This window comes from Aquiflexum sp. TKW24L, from assembly GCF_023502205.1.
Classification (GTDB): domain Bacteria; phylum Bacteroidota; class Bacteroidia; order Cytophagales; family Cyclobacteriaceae; genus Cognataquiflexum.
This window is the reverse complement of sequence record NZ_JAMFLG010000024.1, coordinates 1-23,564: the sequence shown is the minus strand read 5'-3', so window position 1 is coordinate 23,564 and position 23,564 is coordinate 1. Positions and strand designations below refer to the sequence as shown.

Sequence of the window (23,564 nt, the reverse complement as noted above, 5' to 3'; positions counted from 1 at the left end):
AAGGTTGCTTAGAAATAAGCAACCTTTTTTGTTTTGGAAATTCGGGATTAAATCACTATTGCTTTCCAATATTCTGATCCCAGAACTATTTTTGACAATTCTTTTTGTTCCTTGGTTACTTCCAAGAAAATTTTTTCCAAGGGGTCCTGTTGGGCTAATTTATTGAATAGCATCCAATTGATCCATTCCATCAAAAGTTCTTCCTTTCCACCCACATAATAAGAACAGGTTAGAGAGGGGAATCCAAAGTGTGAATGGTCTTTGGTTTTATCTATATTTCCTTTATTGGCTGAAGATGGAATCCACCAGCAAATGCCGATAAGGTAACCCTCACTGATTAGTGTATATATCTCCTGCCCATTTTCTATACGGACCAAGCAATCTTGAAAAAGTTTCATTCTTGGTATTTTAGAATCTTTTTGCTTCCATAAAAAAAGGTCGGATAGCTTGTTTCTAGAAATCTCGAATTGCTTAGGCTCTATATTGGGAATCTGCAATTTTCCCCCATTAATGCCATCTGTTTTAGAAGAGAATTCGAAAACCGGAGTTCGCTTTTCCAAAAAATTGACTCTTTCTTTTTTCAAAAAACAAAATTGACGATTTATCCAAAAGGTCAGGTCACTTTTGAGTTGAGGAATCAAGACGTTGAAATTGGACAGGTCCATATTTCGTAACATTTTACCTTGGAGTTTTAACTTGAGCCACTTTTTTAATCTTAAAGAGATTTTTTTGGAAATTATAAAAGCCCTAGGTCCATACCAAAATTCGTAGGCTTCGTCATTTTTATTTGCTAAGACAGCTTTATAGCCATCAGCACCTCCGGGAGTTAGGTCAAAAACAGGGATATTTGCATCACTCAATGCGATACCAAACATCAGAAAATGAAGTATACCGGGGGAATGTTTGGAATAAAAAGGTGAATGGCTATTGATGCCCTGTAAATGGACTACATTCCGACCCATTACCCCGGCGTTGGAAGCTATAAGGGTACCATTTACAGAAAGGGCCGTAACGTGTACAAGTCCCAATTCAAACAATCGTAGCAAAAAGTCCTTTCTATGAGGTTCATCATAGAAAAAAGTCTTGTTATAAAGGGCTCCTTTACGGAAATCACTTTGAAGGGTCATCTCATCAATTAGAGATTTAAACTGTTCCAATTCGGTGATTTGGGAAAATTGCAATTCTCCTAATCTTTTTAATCGATTGATTTTTTCTTTTCTATTTTTCTTTTTAAGTTCATTTTGGAGGGTAGCCTTGTCCACTTCCATAATTGGTTGTTGAAAGTCTAACCAAGCAGTTCTTGGTTTGAAAAAACTGCTTCTATTAAATACCTCCAAGGAAGTGGAACCTGGGATATATTTTAGATGAATAGATTTTTTGGGGAAAATTTTTGAGAATACCTTCAAGGCCTCTTTTACAAAAGTCTGTTGAACTTGTGGAGTAGAAAGCCAAACTTGATATTCAGCCAAATCCAATCCAGGCCCTGAAAAACCCCTTTTTGACTCGGTTAAAATCCATAAACCATGCATAGTTTTTCCGTCCCAATCGGTTAGTATGGTTGGTTGAAATTCAAAAAAGCAATCAAACCAAGTCAAAATAAAATCTCTAGATTGAAAAACAGTGGCCCAAGGGCAAGTAGAATACAATTCATCCCAAGCCATCAAAAATCTCTGATCTAAGGCCAAGGCGCGAGATTGAGAGGGCAAAAGTACTTTACAAATGTTCATTAGATTTTAGAGACTTATTTGATTATTAAAAGTAATAGAATATGGACAAATTCAAAATAATAAACTGTTTCCAAATTGAAATGAAATCCTAAACAGCCTACATCGAAGAAGACTTCTCTAACGTCAAGAAAGATATTAACCTTAAAACATATATTTAATAAATCAATTTTCGTGTCACAAATTTATTTTAATGTGTTCTCTTAAAAAATTAAATTAATTACCTACGGGAAAATTTAAAAACAAACATGTATATACGCTTCTTTGCCAGTAACCCTATATTCTTCTTCAGTGGGGACGAAAGACCGATGTACCGGGCATTTCAGTATGCAGATAAGAATTTAAATGGATATCCAATCTACAGGTATAATTGCGTACATACATTAAAACAAAAAACCCAAATAATATCTAAGTAAAATATCAAGAAATTAATTTTAATGGCAATAGGCACCTAGCATTTTCGGGTTGATTATAATAAACACCAAACCCTCCATTTTTCTATTTAATCAGAAATGGAAGCAATAATAGCATAAAGCCAAATTACCAAGAAGAGGAAATTAAACCATTTCTTTGTCTCATTAAACAGTTTGGACTTCAGGTATTTAAGTATCAAGTTCCTCTATTGTAAACAGTTAAAATTAATTCTTTTAGGGATTCTGCAATATGAGAGGCGAGGAAATGCTCTTGGGCAAAATAGAAGTTGGTGGTGGAAATATCTGTCAACAGTTGAAGGTCATTGATAATTGAATTAACAGATTCAGCTGCCTTTTCAATGTCCAAGTTGTCAAGCAATACGCCCATTTTTTTGTCTACAAAAAAATCTTTTAGTCCACCAACGGCAGTAACCATACAGGGGAGACCAAAAGCCATCGCTTCTAAAACTGATAAAGGCATCCCCTCACTGTATGAGGGGAAAAGGAGAAAATGACCTTCCTCCAACAGTTGCCTCTTTACTAGCCCATCTACATGACCAAGAAAAAAAACTCCCGGTATTCCATTATCAGCAACATAAATTTTAGCCTCTTGAAAGAAGCCGCCTTCTCCTCCTATTTTAAATTGAAATTTCTTACTTGAATTTCTTTTTTGGATTTCTCTGAAAACCTGAATGGCCTCTATAATACCCTTTGACTTCTCTAACCTAGCTAAAAAAATAAAGGTGAAAATAGAATCATCCTTAAATTTCAGGATTGGGTTCTTAAATCCCTTTACCAAATTATCCTCTACAACAGTTCTTCCTAAATATATCTCCTGTTTGAAACCCCAAGATTCCAATTTCGATTTGAAATCTTTGGCCAAAACCACCACGGAGGAGGCCTTTTTAAACTGATTTAAAGGAAATTTATTAAAACCCGAATTCAATTCAACCTTTTCTTCGTACTCTTTATTCCAACCATGAAAAAACACTATAAAATTTTTCTTAAATAATTTCAAAATGAAGATGAAGACGGCATCCCTGCTGCATCCAGATTTGGCTAAAGAAGTATTTAATACTATCAAATCTGTTTTATTTATCAATAAATAGATCAGGAACTTTGTATAATCTAATAGGTAACTGAAAATAGCCCACTTTTCATTATTTGAAGACCTATTCCCTCTGAAAAAATACTTATAATTTGATTCGAAATAAGGCCGCATGGATTTGTAAAACAGAGCAACTCCCCCCGGTTTGAAAAAATGGGGAACAAAAATAAGTACTCTCAGATCACTTGGCCCCATAATATTAGATTAAGAAATTTTCTGAGGTGAAACCATTTTTTTTCTGATCTCCAACTCTTTATTTGAATTAAATAATCCTTTCAATATATCCCATCTACTTCCAAAAAACAATTTTGCGAAAATAAATGGAATATTTCCTTTGGATATCCCGGTTCTTGGGACACTTAAAGGATCATCACTTTTTGAAAACCTTTTGTTTTCTGTAGAAAAAGCCAATTTTATTCCACTTTCCCTAAGAATCTCCATTTCACGTTTGGAAAAATCTAAGGAGGGAATACCATTAGGATAGGCAAACCACTTCACTTTTTCTCCAATCATTTCCTCCAATTCTAAAATACAAGATCCGATCTCGTACGTAACTGTTTGATTGTCCTCATTGGCTAATATTGGGTGTTTATATGTATGTGCCCCAATTTCAACAAGACCCGAGGCTTTCAATTCTAATAATTGTTCCAAATTTAGCCCCATACGGGATTTTGGTTCAATCCCTTCGGTTATTCTGAAAGAATCGATAAGCTTTATTAGTTCTTCAATAGGCAATTGTTTCAAAACTGCATAGAGTTGGTGTTTTCCTTCGTAATGTGCTTCGTGAGCATATACCTTTGAGAAATATTCAAATAACTTTTTAAAATCATAGCCAACTATCTCCTGAAACCAAAAATTTTCTCCGGCTTTGACACACAAAGGAGAAACATAAATAGATATAGGAATTTGGTATTTTTTTATAATTGGAAATAAATGAGTGTAGACACTGATATCACCGTCATCAACTGTGATATGGCATGCATTTTTAAGTCCTATATCGTGGTAATAAAAATCTTCCAAGTCAGAAAGAGAAACAAACTTATAGTGTTTTTTTAGTAAAATAAAAATACGTTCCATCCAATTAGAATTTTTTATCACATGGAAGTTAATGACAGTGTTTTTAAATTTCATAATAAAAATCTAGGGAATAGTATTTTGGTGAATAAACCTCAGATATTTGTTGAATAAAGCGGGATAATAAATAAATTGATTTAAATAAATGGGTGAAATTTGATTAAATTTATTTATAAAAATCAAGTAAAGAATACTTGGACAAAAAAACGAATTTTATTGCAGTTATCAAGCAAATATTAATATTCTTTCCAAGATTTAAGTTGTTTGAAATCAATATCTAATGCCGCAAAAATGTTTTTGGGAATGTAGGAAATCTTCAAATCATCATTCACATCAGACAACTTTTCAGGTTTCTTCCCCCATACGCAAAATATCAACCTGTTTTTTTGGGTCAAAGTATAAAAAATTTGGTTCTCCTCTAAACGTTTCAATGCATCGTTCAAGAATTCCCATCGGCTTATTTCAAAGGTACAGTCATCAACCAAAAGTAATTGGGAAATGTCCATAACCCTTAAGTCAATATCTCCCTTAAACTCTTTTCCATTTGTCTGCTCAATCTTTCTCAAAAAAAGAATCCAGTCAACTTCCTTATGAGGGTTACCTTTTTTTAACTTAAACCACTTGTTTTTGAATAAGGCTCTCTTTTTATCGATCCAAACGCTTACTTCCATTGGACGAATTCCTTTCATAATAAGGAAATTTCTAATGGAGATTCTAAATTTTCTTTTCAGTAAAGAAAATCTATTGTTTGAAATTAGCAATTCAAATAATTCCTCACTCTCATTAGAAAATCTCTCTTTATATGAATCATATCCGGGAGATAGTTTTAAGTAAGTGAGACCTTCTTCTTTTAACCTTGATACAAGCAAATACAAATGAACCAATCCTGGCGAATACTTCCCATGTAACGGGGAATATGTTATTAATCCGGCCAAATGAACTGTATGTTTTCCATCTTTGATCATGATAACGGCGCCAATCAATTCTTCATCTAACCAAAGAGCAGTAGCATGAAGTATTCCCTTTTTAAACCATTCAATAAAAATATTCCTCTCCTCCTTATCTAAAGGGAATGGGGTTTTGTTGAATGCTGCCCCCTGTCTAAGGTTATGAAAAACTTCGATATGATTCAAAGCAAGCTGTAGTCTTTCCAAACAGTTTAAATGTTCGAAATGAAGTTCTCCACTCTTGTTAACTCTGTTAAACTTGGCCTTAAAATGCCTTTTGTTTATGATTTTTTGATAACCATCCAATTTAAACCCTAAAATTGGATTATGATATTTCTCAATAACACTGTATTTGTTAACCTTATTATTGGAAACCATTTTTTTAAAAGATTCCAGATTTGGCAAAGATTTTAAATTGATTTCGCAACCTGGAATATGATTCATCAATCCGATCAAGCCTTTATTCCAAAAAAAATCTTCATTACCGTCTACCAATAACCAAGTTTGATACACTGCATAGAAATGACCTGATCCAACCAAATGTTTTGACAATTGCCCTGATTTGGCGTCAATTTTTCTTGCAAGTGGCAAAAGCCCCACTAACGTACCGTTTAAATACATTAAAAGGATTAAAGGAGAATAATCATTTTTGTTTTCTTCCAACCAAGGAAGAACAAAATCAGGAGATTGGAAAACAGAGGATACCGATGAATTTTGCATCAAATGATTCCATTGGTTCAATAAATTAGGGTCATATAATTCCTTCAAGCCGGCTTCACCCTCAAGAAAAACTACTTGAGAATTATTGCCGTTTTCAACTTGTACCATATTGATTGTAATTTACACAAAAATATTTTGTTGATTAACGAGATGATATTTTACTTAGACCTCACAAAATTTGAATCCATTTAAAAATACTGCAAATCATTATTTTACACAATTGAACCCCAGATATAAAATAGTTTTCATCCTTTATACTTTATAATGATTAAATTTATAGATTTGAAAATACATTTAAAATATTATCTTGTAATAATCTAAATTAAACTTTTGTTATAAAAGGTCCTGATAAATTTTCTCAAAAGCTGTCCCCATTCTTTCTAAGGAAAAATCCTTATAAATCCGTTCCCTTGAGTTTTTCCCCATTATTTCCATTTTCCGAGGATCATTTAAAAGATCATTGATCAATATTGCTATCTCCTCCTCAGATTCATTATTTAATAAGTATCCATTGATTTTATTTTCAACAATTTCTTTGGTACCCCCAGCATCATTCGCGATTACTGGCTTTCCCAATGCCATATACTCCAAAATAGCGTTAGACAATCCTTCCCCATTTGGAGATAAAAGAACTCCAATATCACATGCATTGACCAAAAACTCTATTTGGCTCGACCCAGGCATTGGAACTAAATTAGGAAAATCCTTAGTTATCTCTTCACATTCTTGAAATAAACGCTCACCATGACCTTTTGCAAATCCAATTCCTATAAATTTGGTATCGCTTCTTAGTTTGGAAACTGCAATACCAATTCTAAAGAATTTTAGAAAGTCCTTGTTTGGTGAATAAGAACCCACCATGATTACAGTATACTTTTTATCCAAATTATAAAGCATCCTAACATCAGATATTGGCTTAAGATTTTCAAATCTTTTAAAATTTAATCCATTAAATATGACCTTACTCTTATACCTTGGGGCATTAAATGCTTCAATTCCAGCAATAGAATTGGCTAGGATTACATTTGAAAACATAAAATTAATTCGACAAATTAACTGTTCCCCCCGGCCGACCCGAGGTGGAGCTGAAGTGATTTGGCTGTTTACCAATTTAACACCTCTATTAACGAACAAATATGGCAATGTAATAAGCGTGTAGGTACTTCCCCAAGTGTGGATAACATCGGGCTTTACTTTCCTTGCAATCCCAAAAAAGTCAAAAAAGGTTTTTAATCCAATTCTTTCACTTTCCATTTCCACCCATTCCATCTTTAAAAATTTAAAATTCTCGAAATATATTTCTGTCTTTTTGGTAACCAAAATCAGTCGGTATTTTTCATCATTTTCCAAAAATGTGATAAGTTCTAACAATCTTCTTTCCTTACCTCCTGAGGTTAAGGAGCCTATAAAAAATAATATGGTAATTTTTTTGGTATCCACAAGTGAAAATTTAGCGGTTTAATTCTATCCCAATACTAAATATTTTTAACCATCCTAACCACTATATCCTTTGAAAAGATACCAATAAAACCTCATCATGAGGATTATCCAATGTTTTTAGTTATGACTTAAACAATAATTAAAGTGTAGGGATAAAAACATAAAAACAAATATGGGAATGTTGCCTATTATCGTAAACAAGCAGCTATCAGCGGGACAAAATTTGACCTCAGATATAATTTGCCTGGTAATTGGTAAGAATGAGAAATGGTACGGTGATGATTAATATGTTTAGAACAAAAGTAATATAGAATTTCAAAGATTATATTTATTTTTGAGGCTATTAATCCAAATAATTCAGATTTAAGATTGCCATTACATTAAAAGACCAATTTTATTAACATATTTTTGTAATGTAAAATTTTGCTTTTTGTTATTCCATTATTTTTATTTCCAGATATAGGTTCTTTTGAATTTTCTTACGTTTATCGAAAACAGGATGCGCCGTAGATGAAAATGGGAATATGGAAATAGGCATTGATAACCACCCAAAATTTGTAGATTTACGAGTTACTATTTTTGTATGGAAGAATGACGCCTTCCTTATTTTCAATAAAACCGAGTCTCAAAAAATAAGACAAGTTTACAAAAGAGTTTAGAAAGAAAAACAAAATCTAGTCACTTAACAATTTTTACCTTTGAATATAAAAACCGCTTTCATCTCAGGTTTCATAAAACATGAAAAATATTTTAATCGATATCAAACATCCTGCCCAATTAAATCTATTCAAAAACATATCCAGAAGGCTTCAGCAACAGGGATGGAACGTAACAATTTGCTATCTTGACAGAGGTAAATTGTCAAAAATAATTGAAAAAGAATACCCGGGTTTTGACTGCTTTAAAATCGGTAGCAGCAAAGGAACAAGATGGTCCATTTTTTGGAATGGTAATGTTATAAGGACGGCTGATTTCATTAAATTTATTTTATCTAAGAAAGTTCATATATGTATTGCGGCAAGCAGTGCCCCACTCGCATTGGCTTGTAGCATATGTAGGATACCATTGCTGCAATTTTATGATGATCCGGAGAGAAAAGGAATAAATAAAATAAATGAAATTCTTTCTACAAAACTATATTTCCCACCTATAACCAACAAATCATCAAAAATTGAATGGTTCAATTGTTTGAAAGAATGGAGCTACTTAAGCCCTTCATATTTTACGCCAAATCAATCCGTTCTGGCCAAATATGGTTTAAATCCTTACAAATATGTATTTGTAAGAGAAGTAAGTAATAAATCTTTCAATTACTATAATCAAATGGATGCTATTGTTTGTAGCTTTTCAGGCAAACTCGACCCAACACATCCTTTTTTGCTTTCACTTGAAGACAAAACTATCAAGGGAAAATTCCCCCCAAACTGGATCATTATGGAGGAACCAATCGAAGATATCCACTCTCTCATTTATTTTTCTAAACTTACGGTTTCTTCAGGGGACAGTATGGCCCGAGAAGGTGCAATGCTTGGTGTACCCAGTATTTATTGTGGGATTAGAGAAATGAAAGCCAATCAGCTTCTTATAGATCGAGGAATTTTGAAACATTACCCCCTGGATAATGCCATATCACCAATTAATTTATCACTCAAAACTGAAACTGATAAGGGCGTTCAAGAAAAAATACGGGGTGATTTATTGTGCCAATGGGATGATATGAACACTTTTATGGAAAATAAAATCAAACAATACATTAAACTTTAATATAATGGAAATTTCAATTTTTGGATTAGGTTATGTCGGATGCGTAAGCCTAGGATGTCTTGCAAAAAATGGACACAGAGTCATCGGAGTAGATGTAAATCAATTCAAAGTAGACCTTATTAATAAGGGTTTACCTACCATAGTCGAAAAGGATATAGATACTATCATTTCAGAAGAATTTCAAAAAGGAAAAATTACTGCTACAGTATTTGCCGAGGAAGCTGTGTTAAATTCTGAAGTAAGTATTCTTTGTGTCGGTACACCCTCATCCAGCCATGGTCATTTGAATTTAAGTTACATTTATAAAACAGCAGAACAAATTGGCGAAGCTCTTCGCAAAAAAGATGAATTCCATGTTGTAGTCATAAGAAGTACTGTAATGCCAGGTACAAATAAAAAAATTGGCGAAATCATTGAAAACAGTTCGGGTAAAAAAAGAGGAGTTGCTTTTTCTGTTGTTTCCAATCCCGAATTCCTCAGGGAAGGTTCAGCAGTTAAAGACTACTATAACCCCTCAGTAACGGTGATTGGTGGAGATCATGAAGTAGCCTTAAAAATAGTTGCGTCTATTTATGAAGAACTTGAGGCACCCATTGAGATAACAGGGATTGAAGTTGCAGAAATAATTAAATATGTTAACAATTCATTTCATGCTCTCAAAATCACATTCGCCAATGAAGTTGGAAATATTTGCAAGGCTTTGGAGATAGATTCCCACCATGTAATGCAAATATTCTGTAAAGATACCCACCTCAATATTTCTCCGGCCTATTTCAAGCCAGGCTTTGCATATGGCGGTTCTTGCCTTCCCAAAGATCTCAAAGGAATGGTTACTTTGGCACATGATCATTATATACTTTCTCCTGTTCTAAATGCAATTCATGATTCCAACGAAAACCAAAAAAGACTTGCATTCGAGATAATCCAAAGAACAGGAAAGAAAAAAATTGCCTTGATGGGTCTAAGTTTTAAGGAGGGTACAGATGATTTACGATATAGTCCTTCTGTCGATTTGGCTGAAAAAATGATTGGTAAAGGTTATAGCCTATCGATTTATGATAAAAATGTGCACCTTTCAAAACTCGTGGGTGCCAATAAACAATTTATTGATGAGCATTTGCCTCATTTATCCGATCTTATAACCAATGACCCTATGGAGGCGATTGAAAGTGCGGATATCATTTTAATCAACCACAAAAACTTTGATGGTCACAAACATAAATCCGCACTTTCCAAAAAATCTGCGGTAATTGACCTTGTCCGGATCGAGGACTTGGAGAACCTATCAAATTATCATGGATTGTGCTGGTAATTGGAATTAATTTAGTTTACTTATAAAAGATAATTTCTCCAAATGGATGCTATTCTTTCTTCTATATTAAAATTGCAGGAGCATATTCGAACAAATGGGTATAAGGGGTATGATCCTTATGACACTCTTTTGTCTCCCTACTTTAAACTTCCCATTCTAAGGTCTCGGATAATTAGGTTTGGAGCTCAACAAGTTTGTAAAAGAATACCCATCAATCTAAGAAGGATTCTATTGGTAAAAAAGGGATTAAATCCTGTAACAATTGGCCTTTGCATCCAAGCATACTCTTATTTGGGAAAGGCTATTCCGTCAGATGAGGGATTTTACAAAAAAGAAATTGATTTTTTACTTGATCTTTTGGTCAAAAACAAGTCAACCGGTTATAGTGGTTTTTGCTGGGGTTATGATTTTGATTGGGAGGCCCGATATACCAAAATCAATGCCTATGTACCCACAAGCGTAGCGACCGGAATAATAACTAATTCACTTTTTGAAAGTTATTTGATTTTTCCAAATGAAAAGATAAAAGAAATTATTCTAGATGCGAGCAAGTTTGTGTTGAAAGATCTCAATCGTTCTTATGAAGGTGAACTGTTTTGTTTTTCATATTCCCCGGTTGACAATCAATTTGTGTTGAACGCTTCTTTAAAAGCTGCTAGGTTACTCTCGCAAGCATATTACTTTAATTTGGATCCGGAACTTAAAAAAACCGCAAAAATTGCAGTCCAATACGTTACCCAAGTTCAAAGAGAGAACGGATCTTGGCCTTATGCTATGCATGATGCACGAACATGGGCTGACAACTACCATACCGGCTACAACTTGGATTGTATTGATGCTTATATGACTCTTTGCCAAGACAAAGAATATAGCCATGAATTCGAAAAGGGGCTACACTTTTATGTTAATCATTTCTTTGAAAATGGAGGAATCCCAAAGTTTTACGACAATAAAATTTATCCAATTGATAGTACAGCTGCAGCACAGTCTCTCTTGTCTCTCAGTAGATTTGGGTATTTAGATATGGCAAAGAAAGTGGCCTTATGGATGGGGAAAAACATGCAGGATAAGAAAGGAGGCTTTTATTTTAGAATTCACAAACATTACAAAGACAAAAACATATTTATGCGGTGGAATAATGCATGGATGTTTGCCGGGCTTAGTTATTTCCTTTATCAAAATAAGAGCATTGGACATGGAAACAAATAGATTAAAGAAAAGTGGATTAAAGGGTGAAATAATTAAATATTTTCATTTTTTTTACTTAAGCTTTGCCAATCATCTAGTGTCAAAAATTCCAAGCTATTTTATAAGAAAAATTATTTATAGGTACTTTTATAGAATGAAAATTGGAAAGAATACAAATATACAGATGGGCCTAAGGGTATATTCTCCGTGGAATATTGTCATAGGGTCAAATTGTTCTATAGGTCATGACTCCTTATTAGACGGAAGAAGAGGAATCCGAATTGGCAACAATGTGGATTTGGCAGGGTATATCAAAATCATGACTTTAGGACACGATTTGGATGACCCCGATTATAAAACAGTAGGGGCTTCCGTAATTATTGAAGATAACGCTAGTTTATTCTTAGGAGTTTCTGTTCTTCCCGGAAGAAGAGTGGCGGAGGGTACTGCAGTTGCACTAGATTCTGTAATTACTAAAGATACAGAACCTTGGTCTATTTATGGCGGAAATCCAGCAAAAAAGATAAGGAACAGGAATATTGACCATCTTAGCTATAATAGAAATTACAAAAGATATTTTCATTGATTGAGGGAACTTATTGCGTGAAAAGCTATATATTAATTATATTATCTCATCATCTTAAGGTTTAACCATTATTGGGTAAATTCAAAAACAATTTCATACATAATATCCAAAAACAGTAGGCATTTAGATCATACTAAAATGTTAGTTTTTATAGTAATTTATGAAAATGACCCCAAAATAGCAGGACTTGCCAAATATGGTATTTGTTTTTTGCATAAGGCAAAATACCCCTGTGGTTTTTAAATTTAAAAATCTATTGTTAACCTTTAAGATACTGAAGTCTGTTGAAATATTAAAACTTTTAAACAAAATTGGAAAAAAGCAGACATAAGGCAAATCAATTCATTTTAAATAAATTCACCGGAAAATATTTTCATTTTATCACAAAACTATTTCAACAATTTATGGGGCACAGCTTTTGAGGTAATCACCCTTTTTATATAAATCTTTATCCATACAATTATATAAATTTGATTTGCTTAAAATTCCTTTCCACACACTAATTATATGAAAGTTTTAATACTTACGCCTTATTTTGATAAACCCGGAGGGGTGGCTGTATATTTTTCTTCACTTAAAAAGGTGATGGGAAACAACTATGAGTTTTTTTTTAGAGGCAATAAAAGCACCATTAAAAGCCCAAAGGTGATATTTCAATATTTCAGGGACTACTCGCGCTTTTTGATTCAATTAATTAGCAACCAGTACGACATATACTTAATCAATACTTCTTTTGCAACGACGGGGTGCACAAGAGATCAAATATATATTCAAATTTTAAAACTTTTAAATAAAAGAATAGTCGTTTTCTTTCATGGCTGGGATAAAGATTATGAACTTAAAACAGATTTATACAATCAATCAAGCTTATATCCCTTAAAATCATTTAAAAAAGCTGATGCGTTGATTGTTCTTGCTTCGGAGTTCAAGGCAAAATTGATCTCATGGGGATTCGATCAAAAAATCTATCTTGAAACTACAGTTGTTGATTCTTTACTTACAAATGGTCTTTTCCCGAAGAAAAGTTGGGATGAAACTGATGATTTACCCTTGATTTTCTTATTTATGGCAAGAGTTGAAAAAGAAAAAGGTGTATTTGAAGCTGTTAATTTATTTCAGGAACTCCAAACTCAACTTCCAGAAAAAAAAATTATTTTCAAAATAGCCGGTAGTGGTTCAATACTGGACGCTTTGAGGGAGTACGTCAAATTAAAAGGAATACAGAATGTAGAGTTTTTGGGCTATTTATCAGGAGAGAAGAAAAAAGAAGTCTTTTCTTCGTCAAACATATTTCTTTTCCCAAGCATGCATGGGGAAGGAATGCCAATTTCCTTGTTAGAAGCCATGGCTTTTGGACTCCCTCTAATTACCTCTACAGTCGGTGGTGTAAAGGATTTTTTTGTTGAAGGTAAAATGGGTCTTTCGATAAAACCTTCCGAGATCCTATCCAATGATACAATTTCCAAAGTAAAAAAATTATTACTTGATACTGAGGCTCTTAATAAGATAAGTAATTATAATTATCATTTTGCCAAAGAAAATTTTTACACCAACAAAGTCGCCAAAAGGCTTGAAATTATTTTGAAAGATACTCTTTCCTCCAATTAAAGGTTTCAGATACTTACCTCAGGTTAGTAATACTTTGGTCGAATGAAAAACTCAGGTATTGAAAGTTTCTAAAATTGGTTGGAAAAGCAAGATAATCTTGCAAAAAAAAATAATCTAGAATCAGCAAGGAAACCAAAATGAAAAGCAAGATCATAAAAGGGGAAATGCAATAATTATTCTAATTCTTTGAGTACCCCTCTCAATTTTTTAATATCAATTGTAAAATCTGCATGATTGGTCTTAGGGGATGTGCTTTTATTGGTTAAATAGAAATATTTAATACCTAATTCGGATGAAAGGTTAAAATAACAATTTGTGGAAGGTCCCCCATCTACTTCATTGCGAAATTCCAACACACTTCCTGTGTAGGGCATAAATATCATGTTTGTCAACCCTGCCCCATGAATGCTTACAAGCAAACAGGTGGCATTTATTATTTTGATTTGTTCCATTAAGCTGTATCCTTCAAAATCATGAACTTCAACTTGAAACTCTTCCATTACCTTTAAAACAGCTTCTTCATTTAAAATATTTCTAGCTTTTGCGGGCTTTCTCCGAATGTAAATTTTTCTCCATGGTTTTATATTAAGGAAACCCACTTTAAGTCTATGCCCCACTTCTACTAGAAGCTCTTTTCTATATTCAGATATCCTTCCAATTAAGCTTGTAAGGATCAATTCAGAAATTACATAATTTTGATTTTTTTCAAAAAACTCGAATTTGACTCCCATCAGATCAAGCGATTCCTTGACAAAGGAAAATTTACTCAGGCTTTTAGGGAGAATAACGACATGACCTTCCTGAAAAGCCTCCGAAAAAAGCAATCTCGGTAAACACTCCGCAAACCAATGGAAATAATTACCACTAAAATTATCATGGATCCAAACCGATTTTCCCAGAATTATCTTTCTCTTACTAACCCATAAATAAATACGCATAAGTTTCCCCAAAAAAGAGACTCCATTATAATGCGTGTACCTATCAAAAAACTTAAGTTTACTTGGCAGAAAAACAGTATCCTTAATGATATACGCATTATTAATGAGGTGAACATGACATTCAGGCCTGATAGTTTCCCAATACATTTTAAACAAATGATCGTCCTTTTTATTGAAATTTTCCGGTATTTGCCTCTCTAGACTTTCCTCTACCAGGACAATATTTTTTATCATATAAATATTATTACACTACAGAAAATCCCAAAATTAACTGATACAATTAAATTATAGTAATTGTTTTGATTAAAAATGATCATTTAGGTCATTAATGGGAAAGGTATTTGGGGTAAATATACCATGGCTTATCGGCCAAAATCTTCCAAAATTTCAACTATTTTTTCATCCATTTGAAAATATCCTTGTCTCAAAGTTTCCCAAGCTTTAGTCCGCATCTCATTCATTATTGAATCATTTTCAAACAGAGAAGAAACCTGTGATTCTAAATTTGAGCCATCCCATTCGACAGGTAGGTAGGTCTGGTTTGATATATAAACGTTTGGCCAAGTTTGCACATGGTCCATATTAGGCTTTACCAAAACAGAACCGTTGAGAATGGCTTCAAAATCCCTGAAGCAAATTTCACCCCATCCAAATGGACTTAATATGGCACTAACATTTTTTATCTCCTTATTGTATTCTTCGAAAGGTATTTGCCCCCTCAAAAAAAGGTCATTCCCGGCTATTTTCTCTAAAAACATTTTTCTTTGAAATCCAACTGATGTCCTATACCCTTTAAATCCAAATCTTGCTTGGCATTTAAGAACATTTGGCTGTGGTAATTGCTTATGGATAATATTGGAAGAGAAAATATACTTCATAAACTCCTCCCCTGTCCATTTGAAAAGCAACCTTGCTAAGAATCGTTTATGTTTTGAAATTGGGTATTGGCCATAAGCTAAATTCCAAGAAACCTTTATCTTACTTAAATACTCAGGTTTTTCAACTTTTGGTAAACTCTTAGGCAAAGGGGCTTCAGTGATTCCCAATCTTCGGTGATAGTAATCTGTGAAGATTCTATTGCCATAAAAATCCAAGAGGTAATTTTGCCTATCAAAAAATACCTGCTTTTTGTAATAAATTTTAAAATATTTCAGCAAATCCAAATAATGGGATTCAGTCCCGTCATTGTCATCAAAGTAGGAAATGGCCTCATACTTATTAGATAGTAATTCCAATAGTTGTTTGTGCAATCCCTCTTTATCCTGACCTGAAAACCAACCAATCAACAAAAGTTTTTTATTTTTATCAGATTTTTTTACCCATTCAAGGTCTGTGGTGAACAAAAATTCTTTTCTAAACTTTGAAATCCAAAAAGGGTACATCGTGTAAAGAATCGTAATCTTTTTAGGATTAAATAAAACAGTAATTTTCATTATTTAATCGTTACATGTGGATGGGTCTCAGCAATTTCTTTAGTTTAAATAACTTTTTCAAAATAAGCTATTGTCTTCATCAAACCTTCTTCTAATTGTACTTTAGGCTCCCATCCCAATTCCTTTTTAGCCAAATCTATGACAGGTTTTCGCTGCATGGGGTCATCTTGTGGCAAAGGCAAAAATTTCAATTGACTTTTGGAGCCTGTAAGTCGAAGAACCTTTTGAGCCAATTCTAACATGGTAAACTCACCTGGATTCCCAATATTGACCGGACCAGTAAACCCCTCACGGGAATTCATCAACCGGTGCATTCCTTCGATCAGGTCATCCACATAACAAAAACTTCGGGTTTGCATACCATCACCAAAAATCGTAATATCCTCTCCTTTTAGAGCCTGAACGATAAAATTACTAACAACACGGCCATCATTGGGATGCATATGGGGACCATAGGTATTAAAGATGCGCATCACCTTAATATCTACTTTATGTTGCCTGTGGTAATCAAAAAATAAAGTTTCCGCACAACGCTTGCCCTCATCGTAACAGGCACGAATTCCAATAGTATTTACAGACCCCTTGTAAGATTCGGGTTGCGGATGTATTTCGGGATCTCCATAAACTTCAGAAGTGCTGGCTTGAAGAATTTTAATTTTCAATCTTTTGGCTAAGCCTAGCATATTAATAGCTCCAATCACACTTGTTTTGGTGGTCTGTACCGGGTCAAATTGATAATGCACCGGGCTAGCAGGACAAGCCAAATTGTAAATCTGATCAACCTCCACAAATAGCGGAAAAGTCACATCATGACGCATTAGCTCAAAGTTGATATTATCCATCAAATGATGGATATTGACTTTGCGTCCTGTGAAAAAGTTATCCACACATACTACTTCATTTCCCTCGTCCAAAAGCCGTTTACATAAATGGGAGCCTAAAAATCCCGCTCCACCGGTGACCAAAATTCTTTTCATGTCTATAAATTAACAAAGTAAATATCAAAATAAATTTGCCAAACATATTAAATTGATTAATTAAATCCAAGGTTGATAAATAGAGTCAACTCTGATAACCTCATTTTCTGTATGGCACCCAAACAAAATTGATGGAAAAGTTTTTTATCACAGATACACTTTCTTGGATTAGACTCATTTTTTTGTAAAAAATATTCCAATTGGATCCAGAAAAAGTCTTAGGCATTCCTAATTACTGTCTCATCTATCCTTCTTGATACTAAGGTGAATCAAACCAATAATTCTGGGATTTTAAAATAAAAACAAGAGAACCAAAAGGTCAAAAGTGTAGATAAGTTCAAAAATGGCATTATTAAAAAAAGATTCGGGTCTTCAAATAGACGAGATTGCCATATATGATGACTTCGAATACTTCTTGGATATACATGTACAGGAGATCCCTCATCCAAAGGTGGGGAGATCAACCGGAGATGGGGTCACACTCTGTCAGCAACCTGAAAAGTGACCTGAGAAAAAACAGGGTGGATAAGGAAAAGTACATCGAAACTATATCTGCTACAAACTAAACCGAAGATACTTAGTGAAAGGATATTTGACAGAGCGTCAATTCAATCCCGAAGTAGGATTGCAGAAATCCAAAGAAAAGAAAGTCGGATTGAATAAAATTTCACAAATACTTATTTAAGGTAGTTAGGTTTTATTGTAAAATTCAATTTTAAGATTTTATAGGTCATTTTTTTGTATTTATTATTAAGTTTATTAGTTTTGAACTGTGTTATAAATCCAGTGGAATATTCCATCAATTCTCGCAAAAACCACACAAAGTAAATTTTTCCATCCATTAATAAGTAGATTATGAAATCCTATTCTTTGTCATTTAAAAAAGTTTCAAAAATTCTATTTTTGATCCCGTTTATTTTTGGGAGTTTTTATGCAAAATCTCAATCGGTCCAATTTGATATTACAACTCTTAATTTTAACGGATACACAGCTCCTACACAAGGAACTGCTTTAAAATTTGGTCCTGACAATCGTCTTTATCTTTCTCAATTGAATGGCCTTATAAGGGTTTATAGTATTGAAAGTACCGGATTTAATAGCTATAGGGTTACAGGGATTGAGACAATCTCCCTAGTCAGATCAATCCCAAATCACGACGACACTGGAACCGCAGCATGGGATGGCAGGTCAAACAGGCAAATTACAGGTATTGAGGTTGTGGGGACCGCTTCGAACCCAATCATCTATGTTGGTTCAAGTGACCCTAAGTGGGGGGGGCCATCAGGAGATAAAGTTTTGGATACCAACTCGGGAATTATTACCAAATTAACCCGGACTGGATCTACTTGGGATGCAGTCGATTTGGTAAGGGGTCTTCCAAGGTCGGAAGAAAACCATTCCACAAACGCAGTAAAATATAGTCTTATTAATAGCAAACCTTATCTTTTGGTGGCTAGTGGTGGCTTCACTAATGCTGGTTCACCCAGTACAAATTTTACCTGGATTACTGAATATGCCCTTTCAGCAGCCATATTGAGTATGGATTTGGATGCTTTAGAGGCATTGCCCACCCAAATAGATCCAATATCAGGAAGAAAATTCAAATATAATATTCCTACCCTCGATGATCCCTCAAGGCCAAACGTCAATGGTATTTATAATCCTAACCAGCCCGGGTATGATGGCATAGATGTAGGCGATCCCTTTGGAGGGAATGACGGATTGAATATGGGGATTCTAGTTGAGGGCGGACCAGTTCAAATTTTTACTCCGGGGTATAGGAATGCCTATGATTTTGTGGTGACAGAATCAGGAAGTGTTTTAGTTACAGACAATGGTGCCAATTCCAATTGGGGAGGGTTACCGGAAAATGAAGGTAACCCACTTACAGTCACCAATAATTATGTATTAGGTGAACTCGGAGGTAATAGCTCAAAAAAATCTGCCAGTAATGAATACGTGACAAACCGGGACAGACTTCTGCGCATTACCCAAGATATAAACAACTATCAATTTGGTTCTTTTTATGGGGGCCATCCCACTCCTATCCGTGCAAATCCAGGAGTGGGTTACGCAGTAGGAACCACATTTCCACATAATCCCGGCGGAGCGGGATTATATACGAAGTCGATTGGAGATGATGGTGGTTGGGTCAATATTTCCCCTCTTTATACTCCTAACGAAATATTTCGAACTCAAATATTGGAACCTGTTGCTCCTGGAAGTCCGGGTTTTCAATATTTTGCTCAAAATTCATTACCGGCAAACTGGCCTCCCGTACCTCTAAACCTTGCTAATCCTAATGAAGCAGATTACCGGGATCCTTTTTTAGGAAATTTGAATGGACCACAACTTGATATTGTTACGATTTGGAAAACTAACAGCAATGGGCTGGATGAATACAAAGCTTCCAATTTTAATGGGGTTTTAAAAGGGTCTATTATTGCCGGCAGGAACCAAGGTTTTTTACATTTAGTCAGATTAAAACCTGACGGATCCCTATTATCATTAGAAGAAGATAAATGGAATTTAAACGGAGGCAATGCTTTGGGTATTCATTGCCAAGGGGATGATGATAGTTTCCCGGGAACTATTTGGGTTGCAACTTTTGATAATCGGGTAAGTATTCTTACTCCTTCAAACATCCCATTCTGCCCTCCTCCGGGAGATCCTTTTTTTGATCCCAATGCTGATTATGACAATGATGGCTATACCAATCAGGATGAAATCGATAATGGTACAAATTACTGTGATGGTGCTTCTAAACCTGATGATTTTGATGGGGATTTTATATCAGATTTAAATGATCTTGATGATGATGGGGATGGCATTCTTGATGAATTAGACCCGTTGCAGTTGGGTTCTCCATCCAGTTTACCTGTCAATAATGAGTTATTTTCTGACAAAACAGATGCCTTGGGCAGACCTTTAGGATACCGTGGTTTAGGTTTTACCGGATTGATGAACAATGGTGCACCAAACCCTAATTGGCTGAATTGGCTTGATCGACTCAATGAAGGCCCTTTACCAAATGATATTTATGGCGGTGCGGCAGGTGCTATTCAGATAGCCATGACCGGCGGTACTGCAAATGGCTTGGCCAATAACCAAGAAAAAGGATTCCAATTCGGTGTTAATGTTGGCACTGAGACAGGAAATTTTGTAGTAACCGGAGGACTTTTAGGATTCCAAGGTCCTCAAATGTTTTATGATATTGACCATAATGGGGAATTGGGTATCCAAATGGGTGATGGTACCCAAAGTAATTTCATAAAATTGGTGTTTACCAAAACAGGAATCATGGCTGCTTTGGAAATAGATGACATTCCCGATTCAAATCCGCTGATTGTCCCATTAACAGAAGGGGACCGCCCTTTAAGTTCCGAAACAGTTGAATTCATTTTCAAGGTTAATCCCACTCTAGGGTCAGTAGAACCCCAAGTTAAAATCGGGAATAGAGAAATTATCAGCCTAGGAACTAAGGTTCTTATCGGCAGTGTTTTGGAGGCTATACAAGGCATTGCAAAACCGCTTTCCATAGGAGTTTTTGGTACATCCGCAGATATAGCCAAAGAATTTTTGACTACTTATGATTATTTTAAAGTAGAAGGAGAACAACCTTATATTATCAATCAAATTCCCGATATAACAAGACAAGTGTCTTCTCCTCCAAGAGAAATTGATTTGGCAGAATATTTCGACGATAATTTTGGAGTAGAAAATCTTTCGTTTTCGTACAGTTCTAACATTTTATCGCTAACAGGAGTACAAATTGTAGGCAAAATTCTCACCCTGACATTTACTGATTCTCCGTATTCAGGATTGATCACCATTAGGGCAACTGACTCCTTCGGATACTTTGTCGAACAAAGTTTTGAAATTTCAGTCGTGAGGGCAAATCAGATCCTATATAGGATCAATGGAGGTGGAAAAGAAGTAATCGGAGAAAATAATGCGCCTACTTGGGTACCGAATGACCAAAATGGGATGTTTGATGGAGTTGGGTATTCGGTCAATGGCGGTACTGCATCCTCTAGTTCTTTTCAATTCGCAAATAAACATTCATCAGTTCCTAGTTACATCTCTGAATCTACTTTCAATTCAGTTTTTGGATCCCAAAGAGAAAAAACCAATACCGGAAATATGCGATTCAATATCCCACTAGCAAATGGCGTATATATCGTTAATTTTTACGTTGGTGAAAACGGTGCCGGATCTGTCAATATCAATGAAAGAATATTTGATATTAGGTTAGAAGGTAGCACGGTTAGAAGCAATTTGGATTTGGTAAAAAAGTACGGATTAGGTGTTGCCGCAGTAGAACAATTTGAGACTAGTGTATCGGATGGGCAGCTCAATATAGAATTTATCAAAAGGACGGGAAATCCAATAATAAATGCCATTGAGATTATAGGCACCACCCTTGCAGCGCCGATCGTCTTTACCAATCCAATTCCTGATCAAGTAAATTTAATTAATGAAAAATTGGATGGTAATTTACTCTGCTCCGCTACAGGAGGTGTAGGTACGCTGTTATATAGTGCGACTAATTTACCTCCGGGAATTGATATCGAACCAGTAAACGGTAGACTTTATGGAACAGTAAGTCCTGCTGCTATTCCTAATCAACCTTATAATATAACAGTCTGGGCTACTGATTCCAACAGTCCCACTCCTAATAAAGAATTTACCACCTTTTCTTGGACAATCCTTCCATTTGATAGCTGGACTCCTGCAAATGAAAATCAAAACTATACCGCTAGACATGAAAATTCCTTTGTTCAGGCAGGCGAAAGTTTTTATGTCATGGGCGGCCGGGAAAATGCCAATACCATTGATATTTATAATTACAAAGAAAACACCTGGCGGGCCTTATCCAATGTCGCTCCTTTAGCTTTCAATCATTTTCAAGCTATAGAATACAAAGGATTGATCTGGGTTATCGGGGCTTTTGAAACCAACAACTTCCCGAATGAAACTCCTGCTACCCATATCTGGATTTTTGACCCAGTCAAAGAACAATATATGCAGGGTCCTGAAATTCCTTTGGAAAGAAGGAGGGGTTCTGCAGGATTGGTTTTACACAATAACAAGTTTTACATTATTGGAGGAAATAAGTTAGGACACAGTGGTGGCTTCGTTCCATTTTTCGATCAATTCGATCCTGCCACGGGTGTATGGACTGTACTTCAGGACGCGCCAAGGTCAAGAGACCACTTTAGTGCAGCCATGATCGGAAATAAAATTTATGTTGCTTCCGGTAGGTTGTCAGGCTACACAGACGGTGTTTTTACCTTTGGCCCAGTTATTCCGGAAGTTGATGTATTTGATTTTGACACCAATTCATGGAGTACATTGCCTAGCGCAATGAACATCCCTACACCAAGAGCCGGAGCTGTTGTTGTAAATATTGGTAACAAATTATTGGTTGCCGGTGGAGAAATCCCCAATGATCCTGATGGTACGGTGAGGAGTGAGGCCCTTTCTTTAACAGAAATTCTTGATCCTGTCAGCCAAACTTGGACAACAGGCAGTAATTTGAATTTCAGAAGACATGGAACCCAAGGGATTGTTTCAGGTAATGGCGTATGGGTAGCCGGTGGATCACCAAACAGGGGCGGTGGTAACCAAAGGAATATGGAATACTACGGGGAAAATAACCGAACAGGGACTCTCATCACAGAGAGTAACCTGACCGGCCCTACAAACCTTGTCCTTGACATCGATAAACGATCATTGGTGACACTACAGGTTACCGGAGGTAATCAGGGGATTTTTGTCAGAAAAATCTCTCTTAGTGGCCTAGATGCCAATGATTTTACCTTTGTTTCAGGAAATATATCCAATTCAATCCTACAGGCAAATTCGTCTCACGTCCTGGAAATAATATATAATGGACTTAAGGAGAATCCAACCATAACGCTCACCCTAGAATATGGCATAAAATCTAGTTTACAAATTTCAACTACGACAATTTCTGTTACAGGTATATCAATTACCCCGACAGCCGCTTCTATTCAAGTTGGAGGAACCCAACAACTACTAGCAACTGTTTCTCCCTCCAATGCTTCCAATACATCCGTTACCTGGACTACTTCAAATCCCTTGGTGGCCACAGTCAATTCGTCCGGTTTAGTGATCGGCCTTGAAGCAGGAACTGCAACGATTAGCGCAACAACTGTGGATGGTAACTTAACATCAGGTTCGTCTATTTCAGTCACCGCGGCTAGCAATTCAAATTTGGGTTTGGTGGGCCACTGGCAGATGGAAGAAGGCGGTGGCAATACACTTATTGACGGTTCAGGAAACAACAACAATGCGGTATTGCAGAA

Annotated in this window: 15 protein-coding genes; 7 read left to right on the top strand and 8 right to left on the bottom strand. The window is 35.3% G+C overall.

The annotated features are described in order from the left end of the window. Positions 1 to 47: 47 nt before the first annotated feature. From M3O96_RS15160 to M3O96_RS22135, 5 genes are all read right to left on the bottom strand, one after another. Positions 48 to 1,727: a GNAT family N-acetyltransferase gene (locus tag M3O96_RS15160; protein ID WP_249721925.1), complete on the bottom strand. Its 1,680-nt coding sequence runs from the start codon at positions 1,725 to 1,727 to the stop codon at positions 48 to 50. A gap of 606 nt (positions 1,728 to 2,333) precedes the next feature. Continuing rightward, entirely contained in the window at positions 2,334 to 3,221 is an 888-nt protein-coding gene (locus tag M3O96_RS15155; RefSeq protein ID WP_249721923.1) for a glycosyltransferase family 4 protein, read from the bottom strand. Between the two features lie 228 nt (positions 3,222 to 3,449). Next, positions 3,450 to 4,376 carry a polysaccharide deacetylase family protein gene (locus tag M3O96_RS15150; protein ID WP_249721920.1) on the bottom strand — a complete coding sequence of 309 codons (927 nt, stop codon included), beginning with the start codon at positions 4,374 to 4,376 and terminating at the stop codon, positions 3,450 to 3,452. 179 nt (positions 4,377 to 4,555) lie between these two features. Next, the gene (locus M3O96_RS15145; protein ID WP_249721919.1) at positions 4,556 to 6,094 is read right to left on the bottom strand and encodes a GNAT family N-acetyltransferase; all 1,539 of its coding nucleotides are present in this window, start codon (positions 6,092 to 6,094) and stop codon (positions 4,556 to 4,558) included. 225 nt (positions 6,095 to 6,319) lie between these two features. Then, on the bottom strand, positions 6,320 to 7,426 hold the full coding sequence (locus M3O96_RS22135) for a glycosyltransferase (protein WP_249721917.1): 1,107 nt from the start codon (positions 7,424 to 7,426) through the stop codon (positions 6,320 to 6,322). 738 nt (positions 7,427 to 8,164) lie between these two features. On the opposite strand from M3O96_RS22135, the gene M3O96_RS15135 reads away from it, so the two are divergent. From M3O96_RS15135 to M3O96_RS15115, 5 genes are all read left to right on the top strand, one after another. Then, positions 8,165 to 9,190 carry a DUF354 domain-containing protein gene (locus M3O96_RS15135; protein WP_249721914.1) on the top strand — a complete coding sequence of 342 codons (1,026 nt, stop codon included), beginning with the start codon at positions 8,165 to 8,167 and terminating at the stop codon, positions 9,188 to 9,190. Positions 9,191 to 9,194: 4 nt separating this feature from the next. Beyond that, on the top strand, positions 9,195 to 10,502 hold the full coding sequence (locus M3O96_RS15130) for a UDP-glucose dehydrogenase family protein (RefSeq protein ID WP_249721912.1): 1,308 nt from the start codon (positions 9,195 to 9,197) through the stop codon (positions 10,500 to 10,502). A 291-nt stretch (positions 10,503 to 10,793) separates the two neighbouring features. Then, positions 10,794 to 11,711 carry a prenyltransferase/squalene oxidase repeat-containing protein gene (locus tag M3O96_RS15125; RefSeq protein ID WP_249721910.1) on the top strand — a complete coding sequence of 306 codons (918 nt, stop codon included), beginning with the start codon at positions 10,794 to 10,796 and terminating at the stop codon, positions 11,709 to 11,711. Next, entirely contained in the window at positions 11,698 to 12,276 is a 579-nt protein-coding gene (locus M3O96_RS15120) for an acyltransferase (protein ID WP_249721908.1), read from the top strand. Before M3O96_RS15125 ends, M3O96_RS15120 begins: the two co-directional genes overlap by 14 nt. A 507-nt stretch (positions 12,277 to 12,783) precedes the next feature. Further along, positions 12,784 to 13,884, top strand: coding sequence for a glycosyltransferase family 4 protein (locus tag M3O96_RS15115; RefSeq protein WP_249721907.1), 1,101 nt, complete (start codon positions 12,784 to 12,786; stop codon positions 13,882 to 13,884). A gap of 173 nt (positions 13,885 to 14,057) precedes the next feature. Here M3O96_RS15115 and M3O96_RS15110 read toward each other — a convergent pair whose 3' ends face one another. The 3 genes from M3O96_RS15110 to M3O96_RS15100 all read right to left on the bottom strand — a co-directional run bounded on the left by M3O96_RS15110 (position 14,058) and on the right by M3O96_RS15100 (position 17,232). Beyond that, entirely contained in the window at positions 14,058 to 15,056 is a 999-nt protein-coding gene (locus M3O96_RS15110) for a glycosyltransferase family 61 protein (protein ID WP_249721905.1), read from the bottom strand. A 128-nt stretch (positions 15,057 to 15,184) separates the two neighbouring features. Continuing rightward, complete coding sequence (locus M3O96_RS15105) at positions 15,185 to 16,255, bottom strand: hypothetical protein (RefSeq protein WP_249721903.1); 1,071 nt, start codon at positions 16,253 to 16,255, stop codon at positions 15,185 to 15,187. Between the two features lie 44 nt (positions 16,256 to 16,299). Next, positions 16,300 to 17,232, bottom strand: a complete 933-nt coding sequence (locus M3O96_RS15100) for a UDP-glucuronic acid decarboxylase family protein (protein ID WP_249721901.1) — start codon at positions 17,230 to 17,232, stop codon at positions 16,300 to 16,302. Positions 17,233 to 17,627: 395 nt separating this feature from the next. On the opposite strand from M3O96_RS15100, the gene M3O96_RS15095 reads away from it, so the two are divergent. After that, on the top strand, positions 17,628 to 17,798 hold the full coding sequence (locus M3O96_RS15095) for a hypothetical protein (RefSeq protein ID WP_249721899.1): 171 nt from the start codon (positions 17,628 to 17,630) through the stop codon (positions 17,796 to 17,798). Positions 17,799 to 18,282: 484 nt separating this feature from the next. Further along, positions 18,283 to 23,564: Kelch repeat-containing protein (locus M3O96_RS15090; RefSeq protein ID WP_249721898.1), on the top strand; the 5,282-nt coding region annotated here is incomplete at its 3' end.